Source organism: Bacteroides sp. (genome assembly GCF_030151085.1).
In the GTDB taxonomy this organism is placed as follows: domain Bacteria; phylum Bacteroidota; class Bacteroidia; order Bacteroidales; family Bacteroidaceae; genus Bacteroides.
Map to the genome: position 1 here is coordinate 1 of NZ_JASLER010000092.1, position 26994 is coordinate 26994.

The following is a 26994-nucleotide window of genomic DNA, read 5'->3' on the forward strand; positions in this document are numbered from 1 at the left end:
TGTGACTTTTGCCCTTTCAGGGCGCAACGTTAGCAACCTATTATTGTACCCAGGGCGATGCCCTGGGCTGTAAGATAAAAGCCTTTCAGGCTTAGGCTGCGCTAGACTTTCATTTACTTCAAATTAATTCAAAACCCGCCAATAATGAATTAATTTTGGTATGGTTACCCTAATTTTTTGCCGCGATGTGGATATTTATTTATAGCTTTGCAGAAACTTATTAAAATAGTTAGCAAAGGCTTATTATAAATATGAATGAGAAAGATATCTTGGTAAAGAACATGCTTCGGTTACAGCAAGATGAACTGACTTCCTGTATAGTCTATCAGAAATTGTCAAAGCGGGAAAAGAATCCTCATAATAGTCGGATATTATCGGAGATCTCGGCCGAAGAACGGAGTCATTATATAACATTGCGTAGCTATACCGGGCAGGATGTAGCCCCTAATCGTTTCCTTATCATCTTTTATATGATGTTGGTTCATCTGTTGGGTATTACGTTTGTTGTTCGTCAGATGGAGTTGAATGAGAAAGATATCAGCGAAGTCTATAAAAACTTTCCCGATACGCAGTATCTTGCCGAAATGGCTGCCGACGAAGAACGGCATGAACAACAACTTATCGGGATGATTAACGAAGAAAGGTTGGAGTATATGGGCTCGGTGGTGCTGGGGTTGAATGATGCTCTTGTAGAGTTTACGGGTGCTCTTGCCGGTTTTACTTTGGCATTGAACGATTCGAAACTGATTGCATTAACGGGAAGTATTACCGGTATTGCGGCAGCTCTTTCTATGGCTTCTTCCGAATATCTTTCTACTAAATCGGATAAAGATCCGGGTAAGCATCCGGTAAAAGCTGCCATTTATACAGGTATTGCATACGTTATTACGGTAGTGGCATTAGTTGCACCCTTTGTATTAATATCCAGTCCTGTGATAGGGCTGTGTGTTATGTTGATGATGGCATTGCTTATCATTGCTTTCTTTAACTATTATTATTCTGTTGCTCGTAACGAAAGTTTCAAGCGTCGGTTTACAGAAATGGCGGCACTTAGCTTCTCGGTCGCTGCTATCAGTTTCCTGATAGGTTATCTGCTGAAGACGTTTACGGGAATAGAGGCGTGAAATTTGTGAAAATAAATAGCAAATAGTAATCAATATTACACTTTTTTTAATGATAGCTGCTTATTTTTGTGGAAAATATTAATTCCTATGGCGAAGCTATCTATCATAAGTAAACTGTTTCCATCTTATAAATGGAAAGTGACGGCACTTGTTATATGCGGTGTGCTCGTTGGTGGAGGAGGCTTATTCTTATATCTTCTCCGGGCGCACACTTATTTAGGTGATGACCCTTCGGCATGTGTCAACTGCCACATAATGGCTCCTTATTATGCAACGTGGTTTCATAGTTCCCACAGTAGGGACGCCACTTGTAACGACTGCCACGTCCCTCATGAGAATGCGGTAAAGAAATGGACATTCAAAGGAATGGACGGTATGAAGCACGTAGCAGCTTTCCTCACAAAGAGCGAACCGCAAGTTATTCAGGCGCAAGCCGCAAGTTCAGAAGTTATTATGAACAACTGCATCCGTTGTCATACACAGCTCACTGCCGAGTTTGTGGATGCCGGAAAAATCGACTATATGATGACTCTTGTGGGCGACGGCAAAGCTTGTTGGGATTGCCATCGGGATGTGCCGCATGGCGGAAAGAACAGTCTTTCGGCCACACCCGCCGCATTGGTGCCTTATCCTGAGTCCCCCGTACCGGTATGGTTACAGAAAATAATAAAGAAATAGTAATAACAATAAATCTTCATATTATATGGAAAAGAAACTAAAATCATGGCAGGGATGGCTGTTGTTCGGTGGTTCAATGGTCGTCGTATTTGTCCTGGGCTTATGTGTTTCAGCTTTGACGGAACGGAGAGCCGAATTGGCGAGTGTATTCAACAACCGTAAAACAGTGATTAAAGGAATTGAAGCACGCAACGAAGTTTTTAAGGACGATTTTCCTCGTGAGTATCAGACGTGGACTGAAACAGCCAAGACCGATTTTCAGAGTGAGTTCAACGGAAATGTAGCAGTCGATGTATTGGCACAGCGTCCGGAGATGGTTGTACTGTGGGCTGGCTATGCTTTCTCAAAAGATTATTCTACTCCGCGCGGACACATGCATGCTATCGAGGACATCACGGCAAGTCTTCGTACCGGTGCTCCTGCTACCGATGCCGATGGGCCACAACCCTCTACCTGTTGGACTTGTAAAAGTCCGGATGTTCCCCGTATGATGGAAGCAGTCGGTGTGGACGCCTTCTATAATAATAAGTGGGGTGCTATGGGTAGTGAGATTGTTAATCCTATCGGTTGTGCCGATTGCCATGAACCGGAAAACATGAACCTACATATCAGCCGTCCGGCATTGATCGAAGCCTTCCAACGTCAGGGCAAGGACATCACCAAAGCCACTCCGCAGGAAATGCGTTCATTGGTATGTGCCCAGTGCCATGTGGAATACTATTTCAAAGGCGACGGCAAGTATCTGACTTTCCCGTGGGACAAAGGTTTTACTGTGGAAGATATGGAAGCCTACTACGATGAGGCTGACTTTGCAGATTATACCCATAAACTGAGCCGGGCGCGTATCTTGAAGGCACAACATCCCGACTATGAAATCTCCCAAATGGGTATTCATGGACAACGTGGAGTCTCTTGTGCCGATTGCCACATGCCTTATAAGAGCGAAGGCGGTGTGAAGTTCAGCGATCACCACATACAAAGCCCGTTGGCGATGATAGACCGTACTTGTCAGACTTGCCATCGTGAAAGTGAAGAAACCCTGCGTAACAATGTTTACGAACGTCAACGCAAGGCAAATGAAATCCGCACCCGTCTGGAACAAGAATTGGCAAAAGCCCATATCGAAGCGAAGTTTGCTTGGGATAAGGGAGCAACGGAAGATCAAATGAAAGATGTATTGGCACTGATTCGTCAGGCACAGTGGCGTTGGGACTTTGGTGTGGCTTCTCATGGTGGTGCTTTCCATGCACCGCAGGAAATTCAGCGCATCTTATCCCATGGTTTGGATAAAGCCATGCAAGCCCGCCTGGCAGTTACCAAAGTATTAGCAAAACATGGCTATACGGACGATGTACCTATGCCGGACATTTCTACTAAGGAGAAAGCTCAGGAATATATCGGCTTGGATATGGATGCCGAAAGAGCTGCAAAAGATAAGTTCTTGAAGACTACAGTACCGGCTTGGTTAGAGAAAGCGAAAGCTAATAACCGTTTGGCACAGAAATCGTAAATCGTAAATCGTCAAATCGTAAATTATCAAGATGTTGTGGAAGAAACCGTGGGGGTATAAAGAAGGGTTCGCCTGTGGCGCAGGGCTGTTTATTACAGGACTGTTGTTGCAGTGGACTATTGGCGGCATTAGTTGGGATTTGTTTGCGTGGCCGGTAAACATTCTAGTTTTAGTGATCTATCTGCTTCTTTTATCGGCTATGCACGGATTGCGCAAACGGGTTTATTGCTTTGAATGGCTTAGTCATTATACGTCCGCGGTTTCTTCTCTTATCTGTGTTGCAGTTATTACTGTGATTATGGGTTTAGTACGTCAGGTCCCTTCCACCGGGTCTCCGGCAGATATTATCGGCTTTTCAAAGATGCTTTCTTTCTGGCCGTTTATACTGCTTTATATCTGGTTGGTTTCGGCTTTGGGACTCACTATTCTTCGCGCTACCTTTCCTTTGAAAGTGCGGAAGATATCTTTTATCCTCAATCACGTGGGCTTGTTCATCGCCCTGCTGACTGCCACTTTAGGCAATGCCGACTTGCAACGTCTGAAAATGATTACCCAAATGGGAAAAACCGAATGGCGCGCCACCGATGAAAAAGGTAAGTTGACGGAACTTCCTCTTGCCATCGAACTGAAAGGTTTTACCATTGACGAATATCCTCCTAAACTGATGTTGATTGACAATGAAACGGGGCGTGCACTTCCTGAGGATGTGCCTGAACATCTCTTGCTCGCAGAAGAGGTAAAGACGGGCAAACTGCTGGATTGGCAGCTCTCCATTCTTCAATCCATTCCGATGGCTGCTTCCATAGCAACAGAGGATACTGTGAAGTTTACCGAATTTCATTCGATGGGAGCTACGTATGCCGTCTATCTGAAAGCTACGAATACGAAAACAGGTCAGATGAAAGAAGGGTGGGTGAGTTGTGGAAGTTTCATGTTTCCATACAAGGCCTTGCGCTTGAATGAGCAAACCAGCCTTATAATGCCCGATCGCGAACCTCAACGTTTCGTTTCCGATGTAACAGTTTATACCCAGGAAGGCACTGTAGAAGAAGATACTATTGAAGTAAATCATCCTCTAAAGATTGCCGGTTGGAATATTTATCAGTTAAGTTATGATGAAACGAAGGGGAAGTGGAGTGATGTCAGTGTCTTTGAATTGGTACGTGACCCTTGGTTGCCGTATGTCTATACGGGTATTATCATGATGATGTTGGGAGCTGTTTGTCTGTTTATAACTGCTCAAAAGGGAAAAGATAAAGTATCGGAGGAAAAGGAATTCTCTTCTGACGAAAAAGAAAAGGAGGTTACGGTATGAGTTGGGATTACTTTGCTCCGTTTGCTATTGTTGCTCTGCTTTGCTGGGGAGTAGGGGCCTTTGCCGCATGGCGGGGAAAACGGCAAGGCGTGGTATATGGTTTTACCTTGTTGGGACTGGCTGTATTCTTCAGTTTTATTGTTGCTATGTGGGTGTCTCTGGAACGTCCTCCCATGCGGACAATGGGTGAAACCCGTTTGTGGTATTCGTTTTTCCTTCCGTTGGCGGGGATTATTACTTATAGTCGTTGGAAGTATAAATGGATACTTAGTTTCAGTTTTATATTATCATTAGTGTTTATATGCATTAATCTTTTTAAGCCCGAAATACATAACAAGACGTTGATGCCTGCTTTGCAAAGTCCGTGGTTTACGCCACATGTCATTGTGTATATGTTTGCATACGCCATGCTTGGTGCGGCTGCCGTGATGGCGGTCTATCTGCTTTTCTTCAAAAAGAAAGGCATCGAACCCCGTGAGATGGATTTATGCGACAATCTGGCTTGTGTGGGACTGGCATTCATGACTTTGGGTATGCTATCCGGTGCTGTGTGGGCAAAATCGGCATGGGGACATTATTGGGCTTGGGACCCCAAGGAAACTTGGGCTGCGGCTACCTGGTTCTCCTATTTAGGATATGTTCATTTCCGTTTGGGACGACCTACTGTGTATCGGAAAGCATTAGTCGGATTACTTATATCTTTCTTATTATTACAAATGTGCTGGTATGGCATCAACTATCTGCCTTCGGCACAAGGAGTGAGTGTACATACGTATAACTTAAATTAAAATACTTATGAAAATAGTTTATTTGGCATTAGGTTTACTACTGTTGCCCGGTATGTCGTGGGCACAACAATCAGAGAAAGAGAATGAATTCACCATGTCTATGCAAATCAGACCTCGTGCTGAGTATCGTAATGGCGCACTGTTTCCACGCAATGAGGGAGATGAGGCAGCGTCATTCATCAATAATCGCGCCCGTCTGTCTATGGAATACAAACGCTCGGACCTCAGCATGAAAATTTCTGCCCAGCACGTCGGAGTTTGGGGACAAGATCCGCAAATTGATACGAACGGTCGTTTTATCATGAACGAAGCTTGGGCGAAACTCAACTTCGGTACCGGTTTCTTTGCACAGTTGGGACGCCAAACATTGTCATACGATGATGAACGTATTTTGGGAGGGCTAGATTGGAATGTGGCAGGTCGCTATCACGATGCTTTGAAGTTGGGGTATGCCAATGAAGCCAATCAGTTGCATTTAATCCTGGCATTTAATCAGAATACGGAAAAGAAAAAAGGAGGTACTTATTATTACGATGGTGCACAGCCTTACAAGAATATGCAGACTCTTTGGTATCACTATACCGCCGATGAACTTCCGCTGAATGCTTCTCTGCTCTTCCTGAACCTGGGGTTGGAAACCGGGGATGCTGCAACGGAGACATCTCATACCCGCTATTTGCAAACTTTCGGAACTTATATTACCTACAAGCCTCAGTCATGGGATATGCAAGGTGCATTCTATTACCAGACCGGAAAGAATAAGTCCGCACAGAGCGTATCTGCTTTTATGGCAAGTGTGAAGGCTGCATACGCATTAGATAAACAATGGAGCGTAAGTCTGGGATACGACTATTTGAGTGGAAATAATGGAAAAGGAGATAAGTTCAAAGCCTTCGATCCTCTGTATGGAACACATCATAAATTCTATGGCGCAATGGACTATTTTTATGCTTCTGCCTGGCAGGGTGTGGCTCCGGGATTGCAAGATGCACAGTTGGGAGTGAACTTCAAGACTTCCCAAAAGGTGAGCATGCAGTTGAACTACCACTACTTTGCTACTGCTGCCAAGCTGGATGATGTTAAGAAGGGCTTAGGCTCGGAAGTCGATTATCAACTCGACTGGAATGTGATGAAAGACGTAAAACTCTCTGCCGGCTATTCTTTCATGCTGGGCACAAAGTCAATGGATATTGTGAAAGGCGGCGATCATAAACGTTGGCAGGATTGGGGTTGGGTATCTCTGAATATCAACCCGAGAATCTTGTTTGTGAAATGGTAGGTTAAGTATATTCTTTCAGCGCAGCTTCGTTCAATACCTCAATTTTCTTTCCCGTCATCGATATGATGCCCTCCTTAATCATCTTATTGATTTCCTTAGAGAGAGCCGGACGAGTTACATTGAGGTATTCTGCCAGTTCGGACTGAGTGTGGGCGATGGTGATGCTGGTAGAATTCGCAATTCTGTTTTCCAACAAATAGACAACGAATCTTTCACGCACAGTTTTGCGCGAGAGCGTTTTCAAACGGGATACTGTACAAGCGTTGCAGTTCCCGGTTACACAAAGAAAATTATGCAGCACTTGGGAATCCTGGCTAATAAGCTTGAAAGTGGATTCCTTGGTAGCTGTGAATAAGGTACAATTTTCAATAGCAGTAAAAGTTGCCGGTAACGTAGTATTGGAACCGAAAAGATGGGGAGTGGCAAAAGCACGAGGGGCAATAATGTATTCAACCATTACTTTATTGCCCAATCCGTCTATAATATCTACACGTAGTTTACCTTCCAGCAGTACATATAGTTTTTTACAAGGAGTATCCTGATAGGCGACAATATCTTTCTTCTCAACATCATAAACTGAATAATCCAGTTTGTCAAGCAATGAATGCTTGATGTTTTGCGGCAGATCCCGGAATAGGGGGATGCGAAACAGCAATTGTTCGTATGTTTCATTCAGTGAAATCTTCTCCATAGCATTTAATTGTCAGACAAAGATAGAAATAATATGCCGAACCGTAAAAAGAATCATAAATACTTTCCGGAGTTTGCTTCATCGATTTGTATTTCTTTTCCTTCCATCCGGATGCAGTTCTCATTTGCTAACTCCGATAGGGCACGTGCCAGCGAAGGACGGGCAACTCCTAGGATTTGCGCTACCTCCTGTTGGTTGAGTATGGATCCGTGCATGCGCAGGTAGTTCAGTATGCGTGATTTCAGGCTTTGTAGTGCAAAAGCATTCAGCTTCTTAGAAAGAAACAAGGTTCGGTTGGATACCAATTGCAGGAAGTTGTGCATCACGATGGGGTGTTGATGCATAAAGTCCAGAAAGACCGTCTTGTTTACTACGAGTATTTCGCATGACTCCTTGGCTTCTATATTAACCGGGAAGCGGTTTTCCGATGAAAAGATAAATGCAGGTGCAAGCAGTTGAGGGGCTTTTAGTGTTTCTATCGTGAGTTGCTTGCCTTCGGCATTCACCATCTGTGTGCGTACGCTACCACTGCATAGAATGAATAAGGAACGGTATATTTCACCTTGCATAGCGATGAAGTCAGAGGGCTTATATACCCTGCATGTATGTTCCGGCGCCAGAATAAGGGGTAGTAATTGTTCTTCCGTGATACCTTGAAAAGGCTGCATTTTTAGTAATACATGAATTTCCATTCTCTTTTTTACTTTTTTAGGTTTGGGTGTAACATACGTGACAGTTTACTTAAAGCGTAACTCCCATCTTTGCACAAAGATAGTGAAATTAACTTTTAAACGGAGTATAATATGGAAACGAACATGTTTTGTTATCAGTGTCAGGAAACAGCCAAAGGTATTGGCTGTACGCTGAAAGGTGTATGTGGAAAAGAAAGTCATACGGCGCAAGCTATGGATTTGCTTTTGTTTGTAGTCAGAGGCATTTCTGTTGTAACCGATGCTATGCGCAGAGCAGATTATCCGGTATCTGAGGAAGTGAACAGTTTTGTGACGGATGCTCTGTTCTGTACTATCACCAATGCCAATTTTGATGATGAAAGCATCTTAAAGAGAATTGATAAAGGTATTGTTCTGCGCGATCAGCTAATTCAGTATGCAAAAAAGAATCAAGTATTCTTGCCGGGAGTAGATGAACTGACTTGGCAAGGCAAACGTGCCGATTATGCAGAAAAAGCTAAAACGGTAGGTGTTTTGCGTGAACAGAACGAAGACCTCCGTTCATTAAAAGAATTGTTGACTTATGGACTGAAAGGTATGGCAGCCTATCTGGAACATGCCATGCGGCTGGGCTTCAATGATGATACTATCCATGTTTTCATACAGCGGGCGTTGGCTACCATTGCCTACCGTTCGCTTTCTGCGGATGAGTGGGTACAACTGGTGCTCGAGGCCGGCGGGTTCGGTGTGAAGACAATGGCTCTGCTGGATACTGCAAATACCAGTACTTATGGTAATCCGGAAATTACGAAGGTTAATATCGGTGTGAAGAACCGCCCGGGCATTTTAATTAGTGGTCATGACTTGAAAGATATGGAAGAGCTGCTGAAACAGACCGAAGGTACGGGAGTAGATGTTTACACGCATAGCGAGATGTTACCTGCCCATTATTATCCTGCTTTCAAGAAGTATTCCCATTTCGTAGGTAATTATGGCAATGCCTGGTGGAAACAACGTGAAGAGTTTACTTCCTTCAATGGTCCTATTTTGTTTACTACCAACTGCATTGTTCCTCCCTTGGCAAACGCCGTGTATAAGGAAAGGATGTTCACAACAAACGCTACGGGTTATCCCGGATGTAAGTACATTGAACAAGATGAAGCTGGCAAAAAAGACTTCTCCGAAATCATAGAAATGGCTAAGCAATGTCAGTCTCCTATAGAGATTGAACATGGAGAGATTATCGGCGGTTTTGCCCACAACCAGGTTTTGCAACTTGCCGACAAGGTGGTAGATGCTGTGAAAACCGGTGCCATCCGTAGTTTTGTAGTCATGGCAGGTTGCGACGGAAGAATGAAGGGCCGTGAGTATTATACGGATTTTGCCCAATCACTGCCTAAAGATACAGTGATATTAACTGCAGGTTGTGCCAAATACCGTTATAACAAACTTGCTTTGGGTGATATCAATGGCATTCCTCGTGTGTTGGATGCCGGTCAGTGTAACGATAGTTATTCATTGGCAGTGATTGCCATGAAACTGAAAGAAGTATTCCAGTTGAACGATATTAATGACTTGCCAATTGTCTATAATATAGCTTGGTATGAACAGAAAGCAGTTATCGTACTACTGGCATTGCTGAGTTTGGGTGTAAAAGAGATACATTTAGGTCCTACATTGCCTGCATTCTTGTCTCCCAATGTAGCTAAAGTGTTGATAGATATGTTCCACATTGCTGGTATCGGTACTGTAGAAGATGATCTGAAGAAATTCGGACTTGCTTCTTAAGAGAAGATTTATTAGGTATCAGGAATATGATCCTGATACCTAATAATTTAATTAAAGTTTATAATCTTATTTATCTCTGCTTCAGTGCCACTGAAGGGTCCGTGTGATTGTAGTTTTATGGTACACATAGCGGCAGCAAAACATCCGGCTTCTTTATAAGACATTCCTTTGTTGCGCATATACAAGTACCCCACCATATAAGTATCGCCACATCCGGTAGCATCGACTATACGAAGTGCCGGATAAGCAGGTATCTCGTGAAATTGTCCTTTGGAGTATATCAGCGAACCTTTGTCTCCCAGTGTCAGAAGTACTTCCTTCACTCCCCAGTCTGCAATCAGCAACGCTGCTTCGTGCGGCTCTGTACATCCGGTGAGAACTTCCATTTCAGCCTCGTTGGCTTTCAGTATATGGATGTATTTCAAAGCCTCCTTTTTTTCTTCCCAATCTACTGGTAAAACTTGTTCATTATCTACCTTGCGGAGGAAACCCTGTACATCTACAGAAAGAAATCCTTTACCGGATAGATATTTGATAATCTCTAAAGAGAAATCATCGGCAAGTAAACTCCCTAAATGAATAATCTGTGCATTGATATCCTTTAGCCCTTCTACTGTAAACGGGTCGGCTTTTGCCGTCACGCGTTGAGTACGTTCGTTCTGGTTTTCGCCGTAGATATTTTCAAAACAGACGGAATGGGTGCTGGGCAGTGCTTTTACATCTATTCCTTCCTTTTTTATATCTTCTACAATTCCCATGTCACAGTCAGCTAAAGCCGTTACTAATAAAAAGTCATTAGTATTCAGGTGTTTGATGGCGTGTGCGAAATAGAAGGAAGTTCCTCCGGGCATGTATATGGTATTTTGAGGAGTAACTACTTTATCCTGAGTGATATACCCTATACAGCATAAATTGTGAGTGCTCATATATGTATGTTATATTTCTTTTCTTGTTGTAAATCCTGTATATTTGCCGCAAAGATAGCGATTTATAGCCAATGTTATTTTTACTCACAGTTGTTTTGTTATAGAATATGCGATTATTAAAAAAGAAAAAGATACGTATGATAATAGGTATTATAGCAGCTATTATACTTCTTGTAGGTATAGCGGGTTGGATGTTTGTCAGTCAGCCCAGTTTTGGAAGAACGCCTCAGGGAGAAAGGTTGGAGCGGATAAAGAAGTCTCCACATTATAAAGATGGAGAGTTTAGAAATTTACATAACACAGTATTAATGACTGCTCGTCGTGGCCGAATGGGGGCTATGTGGGATTTCATATTTAAAAAACAAGAAGGATTACGTCCTGAAAAAGAAATTCCGGTGGTAAAAACAGACTTGAAGAACTTGGATAAGGATGAAAATCTGTTGGTATGGTTCGGACATTCTTCTTATCTTATTCAGGTAGATGGCAAGCGCATTCTAGTAGATCCGGTTTTCTGTATGGGTTCTCCGGTTTCGTTTATAAACAAGCCGTTCAAAGGGACGGATGCTTATAAACCTGCCGATATGCCGGATATTGATTATCTTATCATTACGCATGACCATTGGGATCACTTGGATTATCAGACAGTGATGCAATTAAAAGATCGCGTAGGGAAAGTAATTTGTCCGCTAGGAGTAGGTGAGCATTTTGAATATTGGGGATTTGATGAAGAGCGGTTAACAGAACTGGACTGGTTTGAAGATGCTGCACTAGATGAAGATCTCCTGATACATTGTTTGCCTGCCCGTCATTTTTCGGGTCGTTTCTTAAAATCAAACCAGGCACTTTGGGCTTCTTTCCTTATAGAAACTCCTTCACAAAAGATATATATGGGTGGAGATGGTGGTTATGATACACATTTTGCTGAGATTGGTAAGAAGTATCCGAATATAGATTTGGCTATACTGGAGAATGGTCAGTACAATGAGGATTGGAAGTATATCCATACCATGCCGGTTTATTTAAGTCGCATAGCCAATGACCTGAAAGCCAAGAAATACTTGACGGTACATCATTCTAAATATGCGTTGGCACGGCATCCTTGGGATGAACCGATAAAGAATGCCGTGGACCTGAAAAATAAAGATTCACTGAATGTCTTGATGCCGACAATAGGGGAGGTGACTCTTTATTAAAACTTCCCCTCATTCGTGTAATAAATTAAAAACATGAGTGACTTTGTTGTATTTTTTCTCGAAATAAGTAGCCGTCACTCTATTGGGCTAAAATCCCCGTCAGAATAGCTTCTCGCAGGGGTGAAAATTTTTAGTAAAAACTCGGACGATTTTTAGTAAAAATCCATGGGAGATTTAGTAAATCTTCAGTGGACTTTTACTAAACGTCATAGTCAGCTTAAGTAAAAAGAAGAAAAATAGCCTGAAATGTAAAATAAAATAATCATTTTTTCTTTTCTTGTAATAATCTGCCGGAAAATCTGCCGGTTGTGATTGTATACAGTAATATTGGTAGTATATTCAGTTATCTGTATAATTCCGGATCAATCGTTTGCCGATACCTTTGTAACCGGAAATTTATCCAGTATTAATTTAATAATTCAATAAGGTATGTATTTAGAAAAAATTAATTCTCCTATGGATATAAAAAGACTATCCATGGAAGAACTCAATGACTTGAGCGGCGAAATACGCCACGCTTTATTAAATAAACTCAGCGCGCATGGAGGACACTTTGGCCCTAACTTCGGAATGGTGGAGGCGACTATTGCGTTGCACTATGTGTTTGAATCTCCCAAAGACAAAATTGTATTCGATGTATCTCATCAGAGCTATGTACACAAAATGCTGACCGGAAGGAAAGAGGCTTTCCTCAATCCCGATAGATACGGAGAAGTATCCGGTTATACGGAACCTCAGGAAAGTGAACACGACTTTTTTACTATTGGGCATACATCCACATCTATCAGCTTGGCAAGCGGACTAGCCAAGGGACGTGACTTGAATGGAGGGAGCGGTAATGTCATAGCAGTGATCGGTGACGGCTCTTTAAGTGGTGGTGAAGCTTTCGAAGGTTTAGATTATGCAGCAGAGTTGGATAGTAACCTGATTATTGTTGTAAATGACAATCAAATGTCTATTGCCGAAAATCATGGTGGACTGTACAAAAACTTGCAAGCACTTCGCGAGAGTGACGGGAAATGTGAATGTAATTTCTTTAAAGCGATGGGCTTTGACTATCAATATGTGAAAGACGGAAATAATGTGAAAGCACTAATCGATGCCTTTTCTTCAGTGAAAGATAGCAGCCATCCAGTTGTGATCCATATCAATACCGTGAAAGGTAAAGGGTATGTTCCGGCTGAGCAGGATAAAGAAAGCTATCACTATTGTGTTCCGTTCAATGTTGAAACGGGTATGTCTAAAGCAGATTCAGATGCAGAAGAAGATTATGCCGGTCTTACTGCTCATTATTTGCTCGAAAAGATGAAAGTAGATCCTCGTGTGGTAGGCATTACAGCAGGAACACCAACTGTTATGGGTTTCACTCCTTCACTTCGTGCAGCAGCCGGGAAGCAATTTGTGGACGTAGGTATTGCCGAAGAGCATGCTGTGGCTTTATCTTCGGGTATTGCTGCTGCCGGTGGTAAACCTGTTTTCGGAGTTTATAGTACGTTTATCCAGCGTGCTTACGACCAATTGTCGCAGGACCTTTGCATCAATAATAATCCTGCCGTGATATTGGTATTCTGGGGTTCGCTTACAGCTATGAACGATGTTACTCATCTTTGTTTCTTTGATATACCGGTTATCAGTAATATTCCGAACATGGTCTATCTGGCACCTACCAGCAAAGAAGAGTATATGGCAATGCTGGAATGGAGCATGCAGCAGAATGAACATCCGGTAGCTATCAGGGTACCTGCTAATGGTGTTGTTATGACCGGAGAACCTGTGGAGAAAGATTATAATGTACTGAATCGCTATAAAGTAATTGAACAGGGAACGAAAGTGGCTATTCTCGCCTTAGGATCATTCTTTCAGTTAGGACAATCTGTTGTTGAATTACTGAAGCAACAAAGGGGGATTGATGCCACATTGATTAATCCACGTTATATCACAGGTATCGACGAGCAACTTCTGGAAGAGTTGAAAGTAGATCATCAGTTGGTAGTTACCTTGGAAGATGGTGTATTGGACGGTGGCTTCGGTGAAAAAATAGCTCGTTATTACGGTGCTTCCGATATGAAAGTACTGAACTTCGGAGCAAAGAAAGAATTTGTAGATCGTTACGATGTTCAAGATTTCCTTTATGCTAATCATTTAACTACCGGACAGATTGTGGAGGATATCACAAAGATTGTATAATAAATGGTTAATAAACATAATTTCTTTCTAAGAGTATCGGAATAATAGGTTTTGGGTTGTTTCTATATTGTAATGTCTGAGTTGTGATGTGTAATTTGGGAGTATAAAAAGTCCTGACCCACAGGCAAAAAATATGAGAATACAATTTGAAATCAGGGAACACCTATCAGAGATTGTTAATGAGATATTGAATAGTGAAAGATGGGTCACTGTTATTAAAGAGGATATCTTAGGAAGAAAATTAGTTGTCATTCGTGATCAGAACTATGCATCAGAAGCATTAGTGGAGATTTATGCTCGCGAAGTCACTATAAAGACTGCATGGTCTAAATATGCATACCGTTTGTTTATCATAGGAGATAGCGTCTGGTGTGAATATAATGGTGCTTATCGTGGACTTCTGGAACAAAATTTATTACCTACCATCACTCCTAAAGAAAGTCTACTCGATTCGGAAGTATTGGATAGCTCGCTTTATGGTGGTGAAAAAAGGAAACTGAGGGAGTATGCTGAAGATAATGTGAAATTGAAAAAGTCGCGTAGTGAAAAGGCTGAAGAAAATAGTAATGGCACTGCTTCATTCGATCATCCTAAACGGGTATATGACGAATTTATCAAAGAAGACTATATAGTTACATTTTCTAAAAAATAGAGAAAAGCCTGTTTAAGCCATCTTACTTAATCATTTTAAGTAAGATGGCTTCTTTTTATTTATTCCTTTTTCTCGTTGCGTAGTAACAATGGTATTTCCGATGGTTTCCTTGCCACATGTACTCCTGCCACTTCCAATGCTTTAATCTTGTCTTCGGCAGCTCCTGAACTTCCTGAGATAATTGCTCCGGCATGCCCCATCTGTTTTCCCGGAGGAGCAGAATGCCCCGCAATAAAAGCGACAACCGGTTTAGTGACATGTTTATGGATATAGTCGGCAGCCAGTTCTTCGGCATTGCCTCCAATTTCACCTATTAGTACGATAGAGTCTGTTTGCGGATCAGCTTCTAGTATTTTGAGTAAATCGAGAAAATATAATCCCACTACGGGATCTCCACCCATACCTACAGCTACGGACTGCCCAATACCATTATTAGTAAGTAGGGAGACTACTTCGTAAGTCAGCGTACCACTGCGACTGATAACTGCGGTATGCCCTTGCTTGAAAATATGTCCGGGTAGTATACCTATCAGACTTTCTCCGGGTACAATTAATCCGGGACAATTAGGTCCGATAAGCTGTGCCCCTCGTTCCTGTGCAAAACGATAGGCACGGATAACATCTTGTGTAGGAATACCCTCGGAAATGCAAACGATCAGTCGTATGCCTGCATCAGCCGCTTCCATAATGGCATCGGCAGCTGCACGAGCCGGTATGAAAATGATAGAAGTGTCGGCAGCTGTAGCCGCCACAGCTTCTTTCATGGTGTTGAATACCGGAATGCCTGATATATTGGAACCGCCTTTGCCGGGCGAAGTACCGCCTACTATTTGTGTTCCGTATTCCTTCATTCGCAAAGTGTGAAATTGTCCGTCTCGTCCGGTGATGCCTTGTACAATCACGCGGGTAGAATTATTAATCAATATACTCATGGCTTGGAGTTGTTTTAAGGTAGTTCATTAAATAAATTAACCGCTTTTTGTGCCGCTTCTTCTAGGCTTTGGACTATAAAGAACTGTTTACCGGCAAGGAGGGCACGACCTTCCTGCTCATTCGTACCGGTAAGTCGCACTACAATGGGAATAGTTGGTTTCAGCATATCGAAAGCTTGGATAAGTCCTTGAGCTACGTCATCGCAGCGGGTGATTCCACCAAAGATGTTAATTAGTACTACACATACCTTCGGGTCGGCAAGTAGCAGTTGCATGGCATCGGTTACTTTACGAGGATTGGAACTACCACCGATATCAAGGAAATTGGCAGGTTCGGCGCCATAGAGTTTAATTAAATCCATTGTAGCCATAGCTAGTCCGGCACCGTTTACCATGCAGCCGATGCTTCCATCCATTCGTACGTAACTGAATCCGCAAGAACGGGCATAGGCTTCGGTTCGTTCTTCCTCAGTAGGTTCGTTTAAGGCGGAGATGTCCGGGTGACGGTAAAGAGCGTTATCATCGAAGACAAGTTTGCCGTCGATGGCTACGAGTGTTCCGTTGTTGGTCAATACTAGTGGATTAATTTCGGCCAGTGATACATCTTTTTCTACAAAAAGACGATACAGTGATTGTAGGATTACCACCATAGAATTCACGTTTTCAATTTCCCTGAATAGGGTAAATGCATATTGGCGGGCTAGGAAGTCGGGTAATCCGATGAAAGGATCAATGATGAAACGCTGTATTTTTTCAGGATTAAGGCGCGCCACTTCTTCAATGTCCATGCCACCGGAAGCACTTAACATTAAAATAACAGAGCGCGTATTACGGTCAATAGTGAAACTTACATAATATTCAGATTGGATATCTATCGCTTCACTTAGCAGTACTTTTTTGACCGGTAATCCTTTGATTTCCATATTCAGTATGGCATTTGCCTGCGTAAAGGCTTCTTCTTCATTGTGTACTAGCTTTACACCGCCGGCTTTTCCACGACCGCCGGTCAATACCTGTGCTTTCACTACGGCAGTTTTGTTGCCTAGTTCTTTAAAAGCAGTGCGTATTTCGGCAGGAGTTTCACATAACAAATGTTTTTCTACCGGAATGCCATAAGCGGCAAACAATTTCTTTGCTTGATATTCATGTATCTTCATGGGGTTGCGATTTATAGATTGTTGATACAAAGTAAGTTCGGTTAATACTTATGAATAAACAACAAGAAAGCTGTTGTATTTGTTACGAAAGATGAGAGATTTTTTGCATAAACAACTTATAAATATAAAAAATAACCCCTATATTTGTCATGAGAGTCAATAATGAATAATGTAATGAGTTACATTTAAAATTCGCTATCTTTTGAATAATGCTATGAGTCATCAATGTAAGATTTGTAATAATACAGTAGGTAATATACCCTATACCGGCCGGGAAATGATGTTTGGAACTGGAGATGAGTTTTCTTATTTTAAATGTCCGGTATGTGGTTGTTTACAAATAGAGGAAGTTCCCGATTCTTTGGATAAGTATTACCCGAATAATTATTATTCCTACCGTCAGAAGGGAACATCTTCTTGGGGAACTTTGAGGGATAGTCTTATCCATTCTTCAGCTCAATTGGGGATAGACAGGATATTGCCCATACATCTTTTATCCCATAAATATGCGAAGTATCACCAATATAAACAGCTTTGGCTGAAAGGAGTAGATAAAAAAACTTCAATATTGGATATTGGTAGTGGAAAAGGGGTTTTACTGAATATGCTTCATGTGTTCGGTTATGAAAACCTTACTGGAATAGATCCTTATATTGATCGGGATGTGTCTTATGATAATGGTGTCCGAATCTTCAAAAAAGATATCTACGATCTTGATAAACAATATGATTTTGTTATGCTTCATCATGCGTTCGAACATATAGCCGATCCGCATAAGTCAATTAGTCGGTTAAGTGAAAGCGTAACGGATAATGGTCGGATATTGATTCGTATTCCGGTCGTCGACGGATATGCTTGGAGAAAATATCAGATGAACTGGTTTCAGGTGGATGCTCCACGTCATTTGTTTTTATATTCGGTTAAAAGCATGCGCATGCTGGCTGAGGAGCATGGGTTAGAGATTGAGTCAATCATATATGATTCCGAGTACAGGCAGTTTACCATTTCAGAAGGATATGTTAAGGGTATTTCGGCATCTGAAATGTCTTCACCCAGCATGTGGGAGAAATATCGTTACAAACGTAAAGCTGCTCAATTGAACTTGTCTCAAGATGGAGATCAGGCTTGTTTTATTCTGAGGAAAAGGAGTGAGAGGTAATAATAACGGGTATTGTGGTAAAAAAGAAAAGCTCTAAAATCTAAGAAAGATTTTAGAGCTTTATTTTTATTCGCTTATTTTTAAGCGGTCCGGACGGGACTCGAACCCGCGACCCCATGCGTGACAGGCATGTATTCTAACCAACTGAACTACCGAACCATTATTTCATTTTTTATTTGCTATCTCTCTCGATTGCGGTTGCAAAGGTAGGCGTTTTTTTCATATCTGCAATAGCTATGATGAATTATTTTTTGAACGTTTATTTGCGATTTGATTTTATTATCTCATATTGAGGATGTTGTAAAAAAACAGAATATTGACAATTAACAACTGTTTAGAAATAGGCGCATGCCTTGTAGTTACTTTTGGTTTGAAAGTCGCATGACTTTCGGGTTTCTTTCCTAATATACTTTCTCCGCTTCTCCTTCGCTTCAGCTCCACTTATAAGCATCTATAGGCAGAGCTGAAGCGAAGGAGAAGCAAAGAAGATAGTTATAGGGTATGTGTATAGAGTTTCAAGAATAGGGATTCTTTCTAATTCTTATTTGAAGAAAACGAAACAATTTGAGGCTTCTTTTAAACTTCTTGCTCGAAAACTTCGTTATTTTGCAATAAATCGTTATTTTTGCGAACTCAAAACAAGAATGTTGTAATTTGAATATAATAAAAAGAGATTTCAAGGATGATGAAAACAGCCAAACTGTTACTTCACTGCCCTGACAAACCGGGTATCTTAGCTGAAGTGACAGACTTTATAACGGTGAATAAAGGTAATATTATCTATTTGGATCAATATGTAGACCATGTGGAGGATATCTTTTTCATGCGTATTGAGTGGGAATTGAAAGATTTCCTGATACCCCAAGAGAAAATAGAGGATTATTTTGCAACTTTGTATGCACAGAAGTATGAAATGAGTTTTCGTCTTTACTTCTCGGATACTAAACCACGTATGGCTATCTTTGTGTCGAAGATGTCACATTGTCTGTTCGACTTGTTGGCACGATATACGGCGGGTGAGTGGAATGTGGAAATACCTTTGATTATAAGTAATCATCCCGATATGCAACATGTAGCAGAACGTTTCGGTATCCCTTTCTATCTGTTTCCTATTACAAAAGAGACAAAAGAAGAACAAGAACAAAAAGAAATGGAACTGCTGGCAAAACACCAGATAACCTTTATAGTCCTGGCTCGCTATATGCAAGTCATTTCAGAACAAATGATTAATGCTTATCCTAACCGGATTATCAATATTCATCACTCGTTCCTTCCTGCATTTGTGGGGGCAAAACCTTACCATGCGGCATTTGAACGTGGTGTGAAGATTATTGGAGCTACCAGTCATTATGTAACTACTGAACTGGATGCCGGTCCTATTATTGAGCAAGATGTGGTACGTATTACCCATAAAGACACGGTGAGTGATCTGGTTAATAAAGGTAAGGATTTGGAGAAGATTGTCCTTTCCCGTGCCGTTCAGAAACATATTGAACGGAAGGTACTGGCGTATAAGAATAAAACAGTGATATTTAGTTAATGCAAACGAATTGCTTATGAAGGTTGCAATCATCAAATATAATGCAGGCAATATTTGTTCGGTAGATTATGCGTTGAAGCGCTTGGGCGTGGAGGCGGTGATTACGGCAGATCAAGCCGTGTTGCGTGCTGCCGATAAAGTTATCTTTCCCGGAGTGGGTGAGGCGGAGACCACTATGAACTTTCTGCGTGCCGGTGGCATGGACAAGCTGATAAAGGAACTACGCCAGCCGGTGCTGGGTATTTGTTTGGGCATGCAGTTGATGTGTCGTCATTCTGAAGAAGGAGATGCTGACTGCCTTGGCATCTTTGATGCGGAAGTGAAGCGGTTTGTCTCTGAGAAGCATGAAGATAAAGTGCCTCACATGGGTTGGAATACGATTGTGCAGACGAATAGTGAATTGTTTAAAGGGTTTACGAAAGAAGAGTTTGTTTATTTTGTACATAGCTACTATGTACCGTTGAACGACTGTACGGCGGCTGTAACAGATTATATCCTTCCGTTTAGTGCTGCTTTACATAAAGATAACTATTACGCCACCCAGTTCCATCCGGAAAAGAGTGGAGGAGTAGGAGAGCGTATTCTTCGTAATTTCTTAGATTTGAAATGATTTTCCAATCGTACATTGTACATCGTAAATCGTAAATAAAATGATAGAACTGATCCCTGCTATTGACATTATCGACGGAAAGTGCGTACGCCTTTCCCAAGGAGATTATGATAGCAAGAAGGTATATAATGAGAGTCCTGTAGAGGTGGCCAAAGAACTGGAAGCACATGGTATTTGTCGTCTGCATGTGGTAGACCTTGACGGTGCGGCATCTCATCATGTAGTAAACTACCGTACGCTGGAACAGATTACTTCACAAACTTCGTTGATTGTTGATTTTGGTGGTGGAGTAAAGAGTGATGAAGACTTGAAGATCGCTTTTGAAAGCGGTGCACAGATGGTGACCGGTGGTAGTATTGCCGTGAAAGATCCAGATTTATTTTGTCATTGGCTTCAGACTTACGGTTCAGAGAAAATCATTCTTGGTGCTGATGTAAAAGATTATAAGATTGCGGTCAATGGCTGGAAGGATGAGAGTGTATGTGAGCTGTTCCCTTTCCTTAAGGATTATGTAGAAAAAGGTATCCGTAAGGTTATCTGTACGGATATTAGTTGTGACGGTATGTTACAAGGACCTTCTACAGCTTTATATAAAGAGATGTTGGAACGCCATCCCGATCTTTATCTGATAGCTAGTGGAGGTGTAAGTTGTGCCGAAGATATCTATGAGCTTGAAGATGCCGGCGTACCTGCTGTAATCTTCGGCAAAGCATTATACGAAGGCCGTATAACTTTGAAAGAACTGGAAAACTTTTTATAGTGTTTAACGATTAGTGATTAGTGATTTGTTTGCAAAAGAGCTGATCAGAGCATAGAAGAGTAATAAGCAAATCACTAATCACTTATAACTAATTATAATTGTGTTAGCGAAAAGAATTATTCCTTGTCTTGATATAAAAGACGGGCAGACGGTGAAAGGTACCAATTTTGTGAATCTGCGTCAGGCAGGTGATCCGGTTGAGTTGGCTCGTGCTTATAGTGAGCAAGGGGCTGACGAACTCGTGTTCTTGGACATAACCGCCAGTTTTGAGGAACGGAAGACGTTTACTGAACTGGTGAAACGTATTGCTGCTAATATCAGCATTCCTTTTACAGTGGGTGGAGGCATTCATGAATTGAGTGATGTAGACCGGCTATTAAGTGCGGGAGCTGATAAGATTTCCATCAACTCTTCTGCTATTCGTCGTCCCGAATTGATTGATGAGATAGCTAAAAACTTTGGTTCGCAAGTGTGTGTGCTCGCCGTAGATGCCAAACAGACCGAAAAAGGATGGTGGTGTTACTTGAACGGTGGTCGTGTGGAAACAGAAAAAGAACTGTTTTCCTGGACTAAAGAAGCTCAGGAACGTGGCGCCGGAGAAATTCTTTTCACTAGTATGAATCATGATGGTGTTAAGACAGGATATGCAAACGAAGCCCTTTCCAAAATGGCAGACACCCTTTCCATTCCGGTAATTGCATCGGGTGGAGCTGGTAATAAAGAACATTTTCGCGATGTTTTTCTTCAAGGGAAAGCAGATGCCGCCTTGGCAGCCAGTGTTTTTCACTTCGGAGAAATTAAAATTCCCGATTTAAAATCGTATCTTTGTGGCCAAGGAATCGCGATGAGAAGATAAAGGAGAATTTACGAAATCTCCAGTCATTAAAATAGTAATATGAATCATAAATCGTAAATAGCTAAATCGTAAATAAAAAGATGTTGGACTTTGATAAGATGAACGGACTTGTTCCGGCGATTATACAGGATGCAAATACTGCTAAAGTACTGATGTTGGGCTTCATGAACAAAGAAGCATACGACAAGACAGTAGAAACCGGAAAAGTAACATTCTTTAGCCGTACAAAGAATCGTCTTTGGACTAAAGGTGAGGAGAGTGGCAACTTCTTGAATGTAGTTTCCATGAAAGAAGACTGCGATCAAGATACTTTATTGATCCAAGTGCATCCCGTTGGTCCTGTATGTCATACAGGTACAGATACTTGCTGGGGCGAAAAAAATGAAGAACCTGTTATGTTCTTGAAAGAACTTCAGGACTTTATTGATAAACGTTATGCCGAAATGCCCGAAGGTTCCTATACAACGAGCCTGTTCCAGTCCGGGATAAACAAAATAGCACAAAAAGTAGGTGAAGAAGCGGTTGAGACTGTGATTGAAGCTACCAACGGTACAAATGACCGTTTGCTTTACGAAGGTTCCGATTTGTTGTACCATCTGATTGTGTTGCTGACTTCCAAAGGCTATCGCATTGAAGATTTGGCACAGGAATTGATAGTACGTCATAGTGCATCTTGGAAGAAGCACTAATAATTAAAAAATAATAATTAAAAGACGGAGATGGGCGAAGGAGCGCTGATACGATATAAAGACGTAGAAATACACCAACAGGAGTTATGCGTACTGAATGATGTGAACTTGGAACTTCACAAAGGAGAGTTCGTGTATCTGGTTGGTAAAGTAGGTTCCGGTAAGACCAGCCTGCTGAAGACCTTCTATGGCGAATTGGATGTTGCATCAGGAGAGGCGGAAGTGTTGGGTTATGATATGCTTCATATCAAGCGTAAGTATATTCCCCAGTTACGCCGTAAGTTGGGAATTATCTTCCAGGACTTCCAGTTGCTTACTGACCGTACTGTGCATGATAATCTTGAATTTGTTCTTCGGGCCACCGGCTGGAAAAACAAGGGAGAGATTAAAGACCGTATTGATGAAGTCTTGAATTTGGTGGGTATGAGTAACAAGGGCTATAAACTACCCAACGAACTTTCGGGTGGTGAACAACAGCGAATCGTGATTGCCCGTGCCGTACTCAACTCTCCGGAGATTATTCTTGCCGATGAACCGACAGGTAATCTGGATGTTGAAACAGGACGTGCTATTGCCGGACTTTTGCATGATATTAGCGAAGCAGGTTCGCTTGTTATCATGACCACGCACAACTTGCAGTTGCTTCGTGAGTTTCCGGGGAAAGTATATCGTTTTGCCGACCACTTGATGACGGATGTTACACCAGAATATGCTGCCATTGCATCAGCTATAGAGAAATAAACAAAATTATATAACAATTTTAATACAGGAACGAAAATGAAAGTTTTAAAGTTTGGAGGTACTTCAGTAGGTTCAGCACAAAGAATAAAAGAAGTAGCCAAATTGATTACCGATGGTGAACGTAAGATTGTGGTTCTCTCAGCCATGTCGGGTACCACAAACACATTGGTGGAAATTTCGGACTATCTGTACAAGAAGAATCCGGAGGGTGCCAACGAGATTATCAATAAGCTGGAAGCAAAATATCGCCAGCATATTGCTGAGCTTTTTGCTACACCGGAGTATAAACAGAAAGGTCTGGAACTCATCAAATCTCATTTTGACTATATCCGTTCTTATACCAAAGACCTCTTCACACTGTTCGAAGAGAAAGTGGTATTGGCTCAGGGCGAGTTGATTTCTACTGCCATGATGAATTACTATTTGCAGGAATGCGGTGTGAAGTCAGTTCTTCTTCCATCTTTAGAATACATGCGTACAGACAAGAACGCTGAGCCCGATCCTATTTATATTAAGGAGAAACTACAGGTTCAGTTGGAATTGCATCCTGATGCTGAAATCTATATTACTCAGGGTTACATCTGCCGTAATGCTTATGGTGAGATCGATAACCTGCAACGTGGTGGTAGCGACTATACTGCTTCATTGATTGGTGCGGCTATCAACGCTGCTGAAATACAGATTTGGACAGATATCGACGGCATGCACAATAACGACCCGCGCATTGTAGATAAGACAGCTCCTGTACGCCAGTTGCACTTCGAGGAAGCTGCCGAGTTGGCTTACTTCGGTGCTAAGATTCTGCATCCTACTTGTATTCAGCCGGCTAAGTATGCTAATATACCTGTTCGTCTGCTCAATACGATGGAACCTACAGCTCCGGGTACGTTGATTTCTAACGATACTGAGAAAGATAAAATCAAGGCAGTAGCTGCTAAAGATAATATCACGGCTATTAAGATTAAATCCAGCCGTATGTTGCTTGCTCATGGTTTCTTGCGCAAGGTATTCGAAATCTTCGAAAGCTATCAGACATCTATCGACATGATTTGTACATCCGAGGTAGGTGTATCTGTATCCATTGATAACCTGAAGCATCTGAATGAGATTTTGGATGACCTCAAGAAATATGGTACGGTAACAGTAGACAAAGATATGTGTATTATCTGCGTGGTAGGCGACTTGGAATGGGAGAACGTAGGTTTCGAGGCAAAAGCATTGGATGCTATGCGTAATATTCCGGTTCGTATGATTTCATTTGGCGGTAGTAACTATAACATTTCTTTCCTTATCCGCGAGAGTGATAAGAAAGCTGCTTTACAGTCGCTCAGTGATGCACTGTTCAATGCAGAATAAACGAGCAGTGATTTGATATATGAAAGGAATATTTCCTATAGATAAATTTCGTGAACTGCGTACACCTTTCTATTATTATGATACAAAGGTGTTGCGTGATACTTTGGCTTGCATTAAGAGTGAAGTTGCCAAATACGAACGTTTCGACGTGCATTATGCCATGAAGGCGAATGTTAATCCGAAAGTTCTTAAGATAATCAGTGAAAGCGGATTGGGAGCCGACTGTGTGAGCGGGGGTGAAATACGTGCCGCTATCAAAGCTAAGATTCCTGCTCACAAGATAGTATTTGCCGGAGTAGGCAAGGCTGATTGGGAGATTGAGCTCGGACTGGAATGCGACATTTTCTGTTTCAACGTAGAGTCTATTCCCGAACTTCAGGTGATTAACGAGCTGGCTGGTGCACAAGGCAAGGTTGCCAATGTGGTATTTCGTATCAATCCTAATGTAGGTGCCCATACGCATGCCAATATAACAACGGGACTTGCTGAGAATAAGTTTGGTATCAGCATGCGGGATATGGAAGAAGTGATCGATGTGGCACAGGAAATGAAGAATGTGAAGTTTGTCGGTCTGCATTTCCACATCGGTTCTCAGATACTGGATATGGGTGACTTCACGGCGTTATGTAATCGGGTAAACGAATTGCAAGACAGACTGGAAGCTCGTCGTATTCTGGTAGAACATATCAATGTTGGTGGAGGATTGGGAATTGATTATAATCATCCTAACCGTCAGGCTATTCCCGATTTCAAAGAGTATTTCCGGGTGTATGACGAGCATTTGAAGTTGCGTCCTTATCAGACGTTGCACTTCGAATTGGGGCGTTCGATTGTAGGACAGTGTGGTTCGCTCATATCAAAGGTGCTGTACGTCAAGAAAGGTGCGAATAAGCAATTCGCTATTCTCGATGCCGGTATGACGGATCTGATACGTCCGGCACTCTATCAGGCTTATCATAAGATTGAAAATATCACTTCGGATGCTCCGATTCAAACTTACGATGTAGTAGGTCCTATCTGCGAATCTTCCGATGTATTCGGCAAGGCAGTAGATTTGAACGGTGTGAAGCGTGGTGATCTTATCGCCCTTCGTTCTGCCGGTGCATACGGTGAGATTATGGCGTCAAGATACAACTGCCGTGAGCTACCGTTAGGGTATGCTTCGGAGGAACTGTTGTAACAGAAGATACATCTACTTATAAAACAGAAGCAGAGCATATTGTTATGTTCTGCTTCTGTTTTTTTATTACTCTTACATCTTTTATAAACCATTATACAGTTCTACTTTTTTCCTCTTCCTAGTTGAATGTAATGATTGTTATTTTCTATTCATGAACTTTGTAGCATTTGTGCCTGTTATGTCACGGCACATTACTAATGTGAAACTTAAATACGAAGAAAGTTATGAGAACTGATGAAGTAGAGAATGTAGTAGATATGTCAGCCTTGTCTTCCTACATGGCTGAGGTTATCGCAACCTTGCGGCAGGAGCAGAAGTATCCGGCTGTACATATCTATACGAGTACATTGCATTCCTTTGTGGCCTTTTCTGAAGGGAGAGACATGCCTATGCAGGAGGTGTTCACTTCCGGGTGTTTAAAGGAATATGAGAATTGGATGATCCTGCATGAAAAGAGCCTGAACACCGTGTCTACGTACCTGCATACCTTGCGGGCAGTTTATAACCGCTGGATGATACCGGGAACCCTCGGTCATAATCCCAAGCTATTCGACGGAGTAACAACCAAAGTTGTTTCGTGCACCAAGCGTTCATTGACTAATGAGGATATGTCGAAACTGATGCATACCGACATTGACGGGCTGCCCGATGAACAGAAAAGCGTCCTTGCCTATTTCTTGTTAATGTTCCTGTTTCGCGGGATGCCGTTTATTGACCTGGCACATCTCCGCAAAAAGGATGTACAGGGGAATAGAATCGTGTACCGCCGCCACAAGACCGGCAAGCAGATGACGGTATGTATTCCCAAAGAAGCCCTTCCTCTAATCAAAGAGTTCAGAGACAGAAGGACGGATTCCGTTTACCTGTTTCCGATCCTCGACTCCAGTCTTAAAGGGAGCTGGAATCAGTATAAGGACTATCTGGATGCCCTCTGTTGCTTTAATAAATCTTTGAAGCGACTGATGTGTAAATTACTGCCCGGTGTAAACGTAAGTTCGTACACCGCCCGGCACACCTGGGCTACTTTGGCCTTTCATCTTGGCACGACTCCCGGCATTGTCAGCCAGGCACTGGGGCACTCTTCGCTACATGTCACAGAAACCTATCTCAAACCTTTTGAAAATGCAATGGTGGATGAAGCAAATCGTAAACTGATTTCTTCTGTTAGAAAATGTAAATGGAAGGATGAGACGATAAATAACATATTGTAAA

At 42.0% G+C, this 26994-nt stretch carries 25 protein-coding genes and 1 tRNA gene; 20 read left to right on the forward strand and 6 right to left on the reverse strand.

The window, feature by feature from the left end; translation table 11 throughout:
* Positions 1 to 251 precede the first annotated feature (251 nt).
* The 6 genes from Q1W14_RS19360 to Q1W14_RS19385 all read left to right on the forward strand — a co-directional run bounded on the left by Q1W14_RS19360 (position 252) and on the right by Q1W14_RS19385 (position 6694).
* Positions 252 to 1124: a VIT1/CCC1 transporter family protein gene (locus tag Q1W14_RS19360; protein WP_300704323.1), complete on the forward strand. Its 873-nt coding sequence runs from the start codon at positions 252 to 254 to the stop codon at positions 1122 to 1124.
* Between the two features lie 87 nt (positions 1125 to 1211).
* A complete protein-coding gene (gene nrfH, locus Q1W14_RS19365; RefSeq protein WP_300704324.1) occupies positions 1212 to 1802 on the forward strand; it encodes a cytochrome c nitrite reductase small subunit in 591 nt (196 codons plus the stop codon).
* 25 nt (positions 1803 to 1827) lie between these two features.
* Positions 1828 to 3312, forward strand: a complete 1485-nt coding sequence (gene nrfA, locus Q1W14_RS19370; RefSeq protein WP_300704325.1) for an ammonia-forming cytochrome c nitrite reductase — start codon at positions 1828 to 1830, stop codon at positions 3310 to 3312.
* Between the two features lie 34 nt (positions 3313 to 3346).
* Complete coding sequence (locus Q1W14_RS19375) at positions 3347 to 4627, forward strand: cytochrome c biogenesis protein ResB (RefSeq protein ID WP_300704383.1); 1281 nt, start codon at positions 3347 to 3349, stop codon at positions 4625 to 4627.
* Positions 4624 to 5415 carry a cytochrome c biogenesis protein CcsA gene (ccsA, locus tag Q1W14_RS19380; protein ID WP_300704326.1) on the forward strand — a complete coding sequence of 264 codons (792 nt, stop codon included), beginning with the start codon at positions 4624 to 4626 and terminating at the stop codon, positions 5413 to 5415. The genes Q1W14_RS19375 and ccsA overlap by 4 nt, the downstream gene beginning before the upstream one ends.
* 7 nt (positions 5416 to 5422) lie before the next feature.
* Positions 5423 to 6694 carry an alginate export family protein gene (locus Q1W14_RS19385; RefSeq protein ID WP_300704327.1) on the forward strand — a complete coding sequence of 424 codons (1272 nt, stop codon included), beginning with the start codon at positions 5423 to 5425 and terminating at the stop codon, positions 6692 to 6694.
* Position 6695: 1 nt separating this feature from the next.
* On the opposite strand, the gene Q1W14_RS19390 is transcribed toward Q1W14_RS19385, so the two are convergent.
* Together Q1W14_RS19390 and Q1W14_RS19395 are read right to left on the reverse strand one after the other, a co-directional pair.
* Positions 6696 to 7385 (reverse strand): Crp/Fnr family transcriptional regulator, encoded by a 690-nt coding sequence (locus tag Q1W14_RS19390; RefSeq protein WP_300704328.1) that lies wholly within the window; start codon positions 7383 to 7385, stop codon positions 6696 to 6698.
* 53 nt (positions 7386 to 7438) lie between these two features.
* Positions 7439 to 8077: a Crp/Fnr family transcriptional regulator gene (locus Q1W14_RS19395; protein WP_300704329.1), complete on the reverse strand. Its 639-nt coding sequence runs from the start codon at positions 8075 to 8077 to the stop codon at positions 7439 to 7441.
* A gap of 111 nt (positions 8078 to 8188) precedes the next feature.
* Here Q1W14_RS19395 and hcp point away from each other — a divergent pair, with 111 nt between their 5' ends.
* The gene (gene hcp, locus Q1W14_RS19400; RefSeq protein ID WP_300704330.1) at positions 8189 to 9844 is read left to right on the forward strand and encodes a hydroxylamine reductase; all 1656 of its coding nucleotides are present in this window, start codon (positions 8189 to 8191) and stop codon (positions 9842 to 9844) included.
* Positions 9845 to 9891: 47 nt separating this feature from the next.
* On the opposite strand, the gene Q1W14_RS19405 is transcribed toward hcp, so the two are convergent.
* Complete coding sequence (locus tag Q1W14_RS19405; RefSeq protein ID WP_300704331.1) at positions 9892 to 10770, reverse strand: PfkB family carbohydrate kinase; 879 nt, start codon at positions 10768 to 10770, stop codon at positions 9892 to 9894.
* A 107-nt stretch (positions 10771 to 10877) separates the two neighbouring features.
* On the opposite strand from Q1W14_RS19405, the gene Q1W14_RS19410 reads away from it, so the two are divergent.
* From Q1W14_RS19410 to Q1W14_RS19420, 3 genes are all read left to right on the forward strand, one after another.
* Positions 10878 to 11963: an MBL fold metallo-hydrolase gene (locus Q1W14_RS19410; RefSeq protein WP_366945769.1), complete on the forward strand. Its 1086-nt coding sequence runs from the start codon at positions 10878 to 10880 to the stop codon at positions 11961 to 11963.
* Positions 11964 to 12392: 429 nt separating this feature from the next.
* Positions 12393 to 14150, forward strand: a complete 1758-nt coding sequence (locus tag Q1W14_RS19415) for a 1-deoxy-D-xylulose-5-phosphate synthase (RefSeq protein ID WP_300704333.1) — start codon at positions 12393 to 12395, stop codon at positions 14148 to 14150.
* Positions 14151 to 14283: 133 nt separating this feature from the next.
* Entirely contained in the window at positions 14284 to 14802 is a 519-nt protein-coding gene (locus Q1W14_RS19420) for a hypothetical protein (RefSeq protein WP_300704334.1), read from the forward strand.
* A gap of 59 nt (positions 14803 to 14861) precedes the next feature.
* Here Q1W14_RS19420 and sucD read toward each other — a convergent pair whose 3' ends face one another.
* Both sucD and sucC read right to left on the reverse strand, forming a co-directional pair.
* Positions 14862 to 15734: a succinate--CoA ligase subunit alpha gene (sucD, locus tag Q1W14_RS19425; RefSeq protein WP_300704335.1), complete on the reverse strand. Its 873-nt coding sequence runs from the start codon at positions 15732 to 15734 to the stop codon at positions 14862 to 14864.
* Between the two features lie 14 nt (positions 15735 to 15748).
* Entirely contained in the window at positions 15749 to 16891 is a 1143-nt protein-coding gene (sucC, locus tag Q1W14_RS19430; protein WP_300704336.1) for an ADP-forming succinate--CoA ligase subunit beta, read from the reverse strand.
* Between the two features lie 214 nt (positions 16892 to 17105).
* Between sucC and Q1W14_RS19435 the strand changes: the two genes are divergently transcribed.
* Positions 17106 to 18050 carry a class I SAM-dependent methyltransferase gene (locus Q1W14_RS19435; protein WP_300704337.1) on the forward strand — a complete coding sequence of 315 codons (945 nt, stop codon included), beginning with the start codon at positions 17106 to 17108 and terminating at the stop codon, positions 18048 to 18050.
* 85 nt (positions 18051 to 18135) lie between these two features.
* Here the strand turns inward: Q1W14_RS19435 and Q1W14_RS19440 are convergent.
* Positions 18136 to 18209 (reverse strand) — tRNA-Asp (locus Q1W14_RS19440).
* Between the two features lie 523 nt (positions 18210 to 18732).
* Between Q1W14_RS19440 and purU the strand changes: the two genes are divergently transcribed.
* The 9 genes from purU to Q1W14_RS19485 all read left to right on the forward strand — a co-directional run bounded on the left by purU (position 18733) and on the right by Q1W14_RS19485 (position 26993).
* The gene (gene purU, locus Q1W14_RS19445) at positions 18733 to 19590 is read left to right on the forward strand and encodes a formyltetrahydrofolate deformylase (RefSeq protein WP_300704338.1); all 858 of its coding nucleotides are present in this window, start codon (positions 18733 to 18735) and stop codon (positions 19588 to 19590) included.
* Positions 19591 to 19606: 16 nt separating this feature from the next.
* On the forward strand, positions 19607 to 20200 hold the full coding sequence (gene hisH, locus Q1W14_RS19450; RefSeq protein WP_300704339.1) for an imidazole glycerol phosphate synthase subunit HisH: 594 nt from the start codon (positions 19607 to 19609) through the stop codon (positions 20198 to 20200).
* Positions 20201 to 20240: 40 nt separating this feature from the next.
* The gene (gene hisA / locus Q1W14_RS19455; protein ID WP_300704340.1) at positions 20241 to 20960 is read left to right on the forward strand and encodes a 1-(5-phosphoribosyl)-5-[(5-phosphoribosylamino)methylideneamino]imidazole-4-carboxamide isomerase; all 720 of its coding nucleotides are present in this window, start codon (positions 20241 to 20243) and stop codon (positions 20958 to 20960) included.
* Positions 20961 to 21060: 100 nt separating this feature from the next.
* Complete coding sequence (hisF, locus tag Q1W14_RS19460) at positions 21061 to 21816, forward strand: imidazole glycerol phosphate synthase subunit HisF (protein ID WP_300704341.1); 756 nt, start codon at positions 21061 to 21063, stop codon at positions 21814 to 21816.
* A gap of 80 nt (positions 21817 to 21896) precedes the next feature.
* Positions 21897 to 22505 carry a bifunctional phosphoribosyl-AMP cyclohydrolase/phosphoribosyl-ATP diphosphatase HisIE gene (gene hisIE / locus Q1W14_RS19465; protein ID WP_300704342.1) on the forward strand — a complete coding sequence of 203 codons (609 nt, stop codon included), beginning with the start codon at positions 21897 to 21899 and terminating at the stop codon, positions 22503 to 22505.
* A 30-nt stretch (positions 22506 to 22535) separates the two neighbouring features.
* Positions 22536 to 23246 carry an ATP-binding cassette domain-containing protein gene (locus Q1W14_RS19470; protein ID WP_300704343.1) on the forward strand — a complete coding sequence of 237 codons (711 nt, stop codon included), beginning with the start codon at positions 22536 to 22538 and terminating at the stop codon, positions 23244 to 23246.
* 36 nt (positions 23247 to 23282) lie between these two features.
* Entirely contained in the window at positions 23283 to 24602 is a 1320-nt protein-coding gene (locus Q1W14_RS19475) for an aspartate kinase (protein ID WP_300704344.1), read from the forward strand.
* 19 nt (positions 24603 to 24621) lie between these two features.
* The gene (gene lysA / locus Q1W14_RS19480; protein WP_300704345.1) at positions 24622 to 25782 is read left to right on the forward strand and encodes a diaminopimelate decarboxylase; all 1161 of its coding nucleotides are present in this window, start codon (positions 24622 to 24624) and stop codon (positions 25780 to 25782) included.
* A gap of 224 nt (positions 25783 to 26006) precedes the next feature.
* Positions 26007 to 26993 (forward strand): phage integrase SAM-like domain-containing protein, encoded by a 987-nt coding sequence (locus Q1W14_RS19485; protein WP_300704346.1) that lies wholly within the window; start codon positions 26007 to 26009, stop codon positions 26991 to 26993.
* Position 26994: the final 1 nt, after the last annotated feature.

Coding starts and splice junctions, on each gene's coding strand:
- Q1W14_RS19360 (WP_300704323.1), top strand. CDS start 252: ATGAATGAGAAAGATATCTTGGTAAAGAACATGCTTCGGTTACAGCAA.
- nrfH (WP_300704324.1), top strand. CDS start 1,212: ATGGCGAAGCTATCTATCATAAGTAAACTGTTTCCATCTTATAAATGG.
- nrfA (WP_300704325.1), top strand. CDS start 1,828: ATGGAAAAGAAACTAAAATCATGGCAGGGATGGCTGTTGTTCGGTGGT.
- ccsA (WP_300704326.1), top strand. CDS start 4,624: ATGAGTTGGGATTACTTTGCTCCGTTTGCTATTGTTGCTCTGCTTTGC.
- Q1W14_RS19385 (WP_300704327.1), top strand. CDS start 5,423: ATGAAAATAGTTTATTTGGCATTAGGTTTACTACTGTTGCCCGGTATG.
- Q1W14_RS19390 (WP_300704328.1), bottom strand. CDS start 7,385: ATGGAGAAGATTTCACTGAATGAAACATACGAACAATTGCTGTTTCGC.
- Q1W14_RS19395 (WP_300704329.1), bottom strand. CDS start 8,077: ATGGAAATTCATGTATTACTAAAAATGCAGCCTTTTCAAGGTATCACG.
- hcp (WP_300704330.1), top strand. CDS start 8,189: ATGGAAACGAACATGTTTTGTTATCAGTGTCAGGAAACAGCCAAAGGT.
- Q1W14_RS19405 (WP_300704331.1), bottom strand. CDS start 10,770: ATGAGCACTCACAATTTATGCTGTATAGGGTATATCACTCAGGATAAA.
- Q1W14_RS19410 (WP_366945769.1), top strand. CDS start 10,878: ATGCGATTATTAAAAAAGAAAAAGATACGTATGATAATAGGTATTATA.
- Q1W14_RS19415 (WP_300704333.1), top strand. CDS start 12,393: ATGTATTTAGAAAAAATTAATTCTCCTATGGATATAAAAAGACTATCC.
- Q1W14_RS19420 (WP_300704334.1), top strand. CDS start 14,284: ATGAGAATACAATTTGAAATCAGGGAACACCTATCAGAGATTGTTAAT.
- sucD (WP_300704335.1), bottom strand. CDS start 15,734: ATGAGTATATTGATTAATAATTCTACCCGCGTGATTGTACAAGGCATC.
- sucC (WP_300704336.1), bottom strand. CDS start 16,891: ATGAAGATACATGAATATCAAGCAAAGAAATTGTTTGCCGCTTATGGC.
- Q1W14_RS19435 (WP_300704337.1), top strand. CDS start 17,106: ATGAGTCATCAATGTAAGATTTGTAATAATACAGTAGGTAATATACCC.
- purU (WP_300704338.1), top strand. CDS start 18,733: ATGATGAAAACAGCCAAACTGTTACTTCACTGCCCTGACAAACCGGGT.
- hisH (WP_300704339.1), top strand. CDS start 19,607: ATGAAGGTTGCAATCATCAAATATAATGCAGGCAATATTTGTTCGGTA.
- hisA (WP_300704340.1), top strand. CDS start 20,241: ATGATAGAACTGATCCCTGCTATTGACATTATCGACGGAAAGTGCGTA.
- hisIE (WP_300704342.1), top strand. CDS start 21,897: ATGTTGGACTTTGATAAGATGAACGGACTTGTTCCGGCGATTATACAG.
- Q1W14_RS19470 (WP_300704343.1), top strand. CDS start 22,536: ATGGGCGAAGGAGCGCTGATACGATATAAAGACGTAGAAATACACCAA.
- Q1W14_RS19475 (WP_300704344.1), top strand. CDS start 23,283: ATGAAAGTTTTAAAGTTTGGAGGTACTTCAGTAGGTTCAGCACAAAGA.
- lysA (WP_300704345.1), top strand. CDS start 24,622: ATGAAAGGAATATTTCCTATAGATAAATTTCGTGAACTGCGTACACCT.
- Q1W14_RS19485 (WP_300704346.1), top strand. CDS start 26,007: ATGAGAACTGATGAAGTAGAGAATGTAGTAGATATGTCAGCCTTGTCT.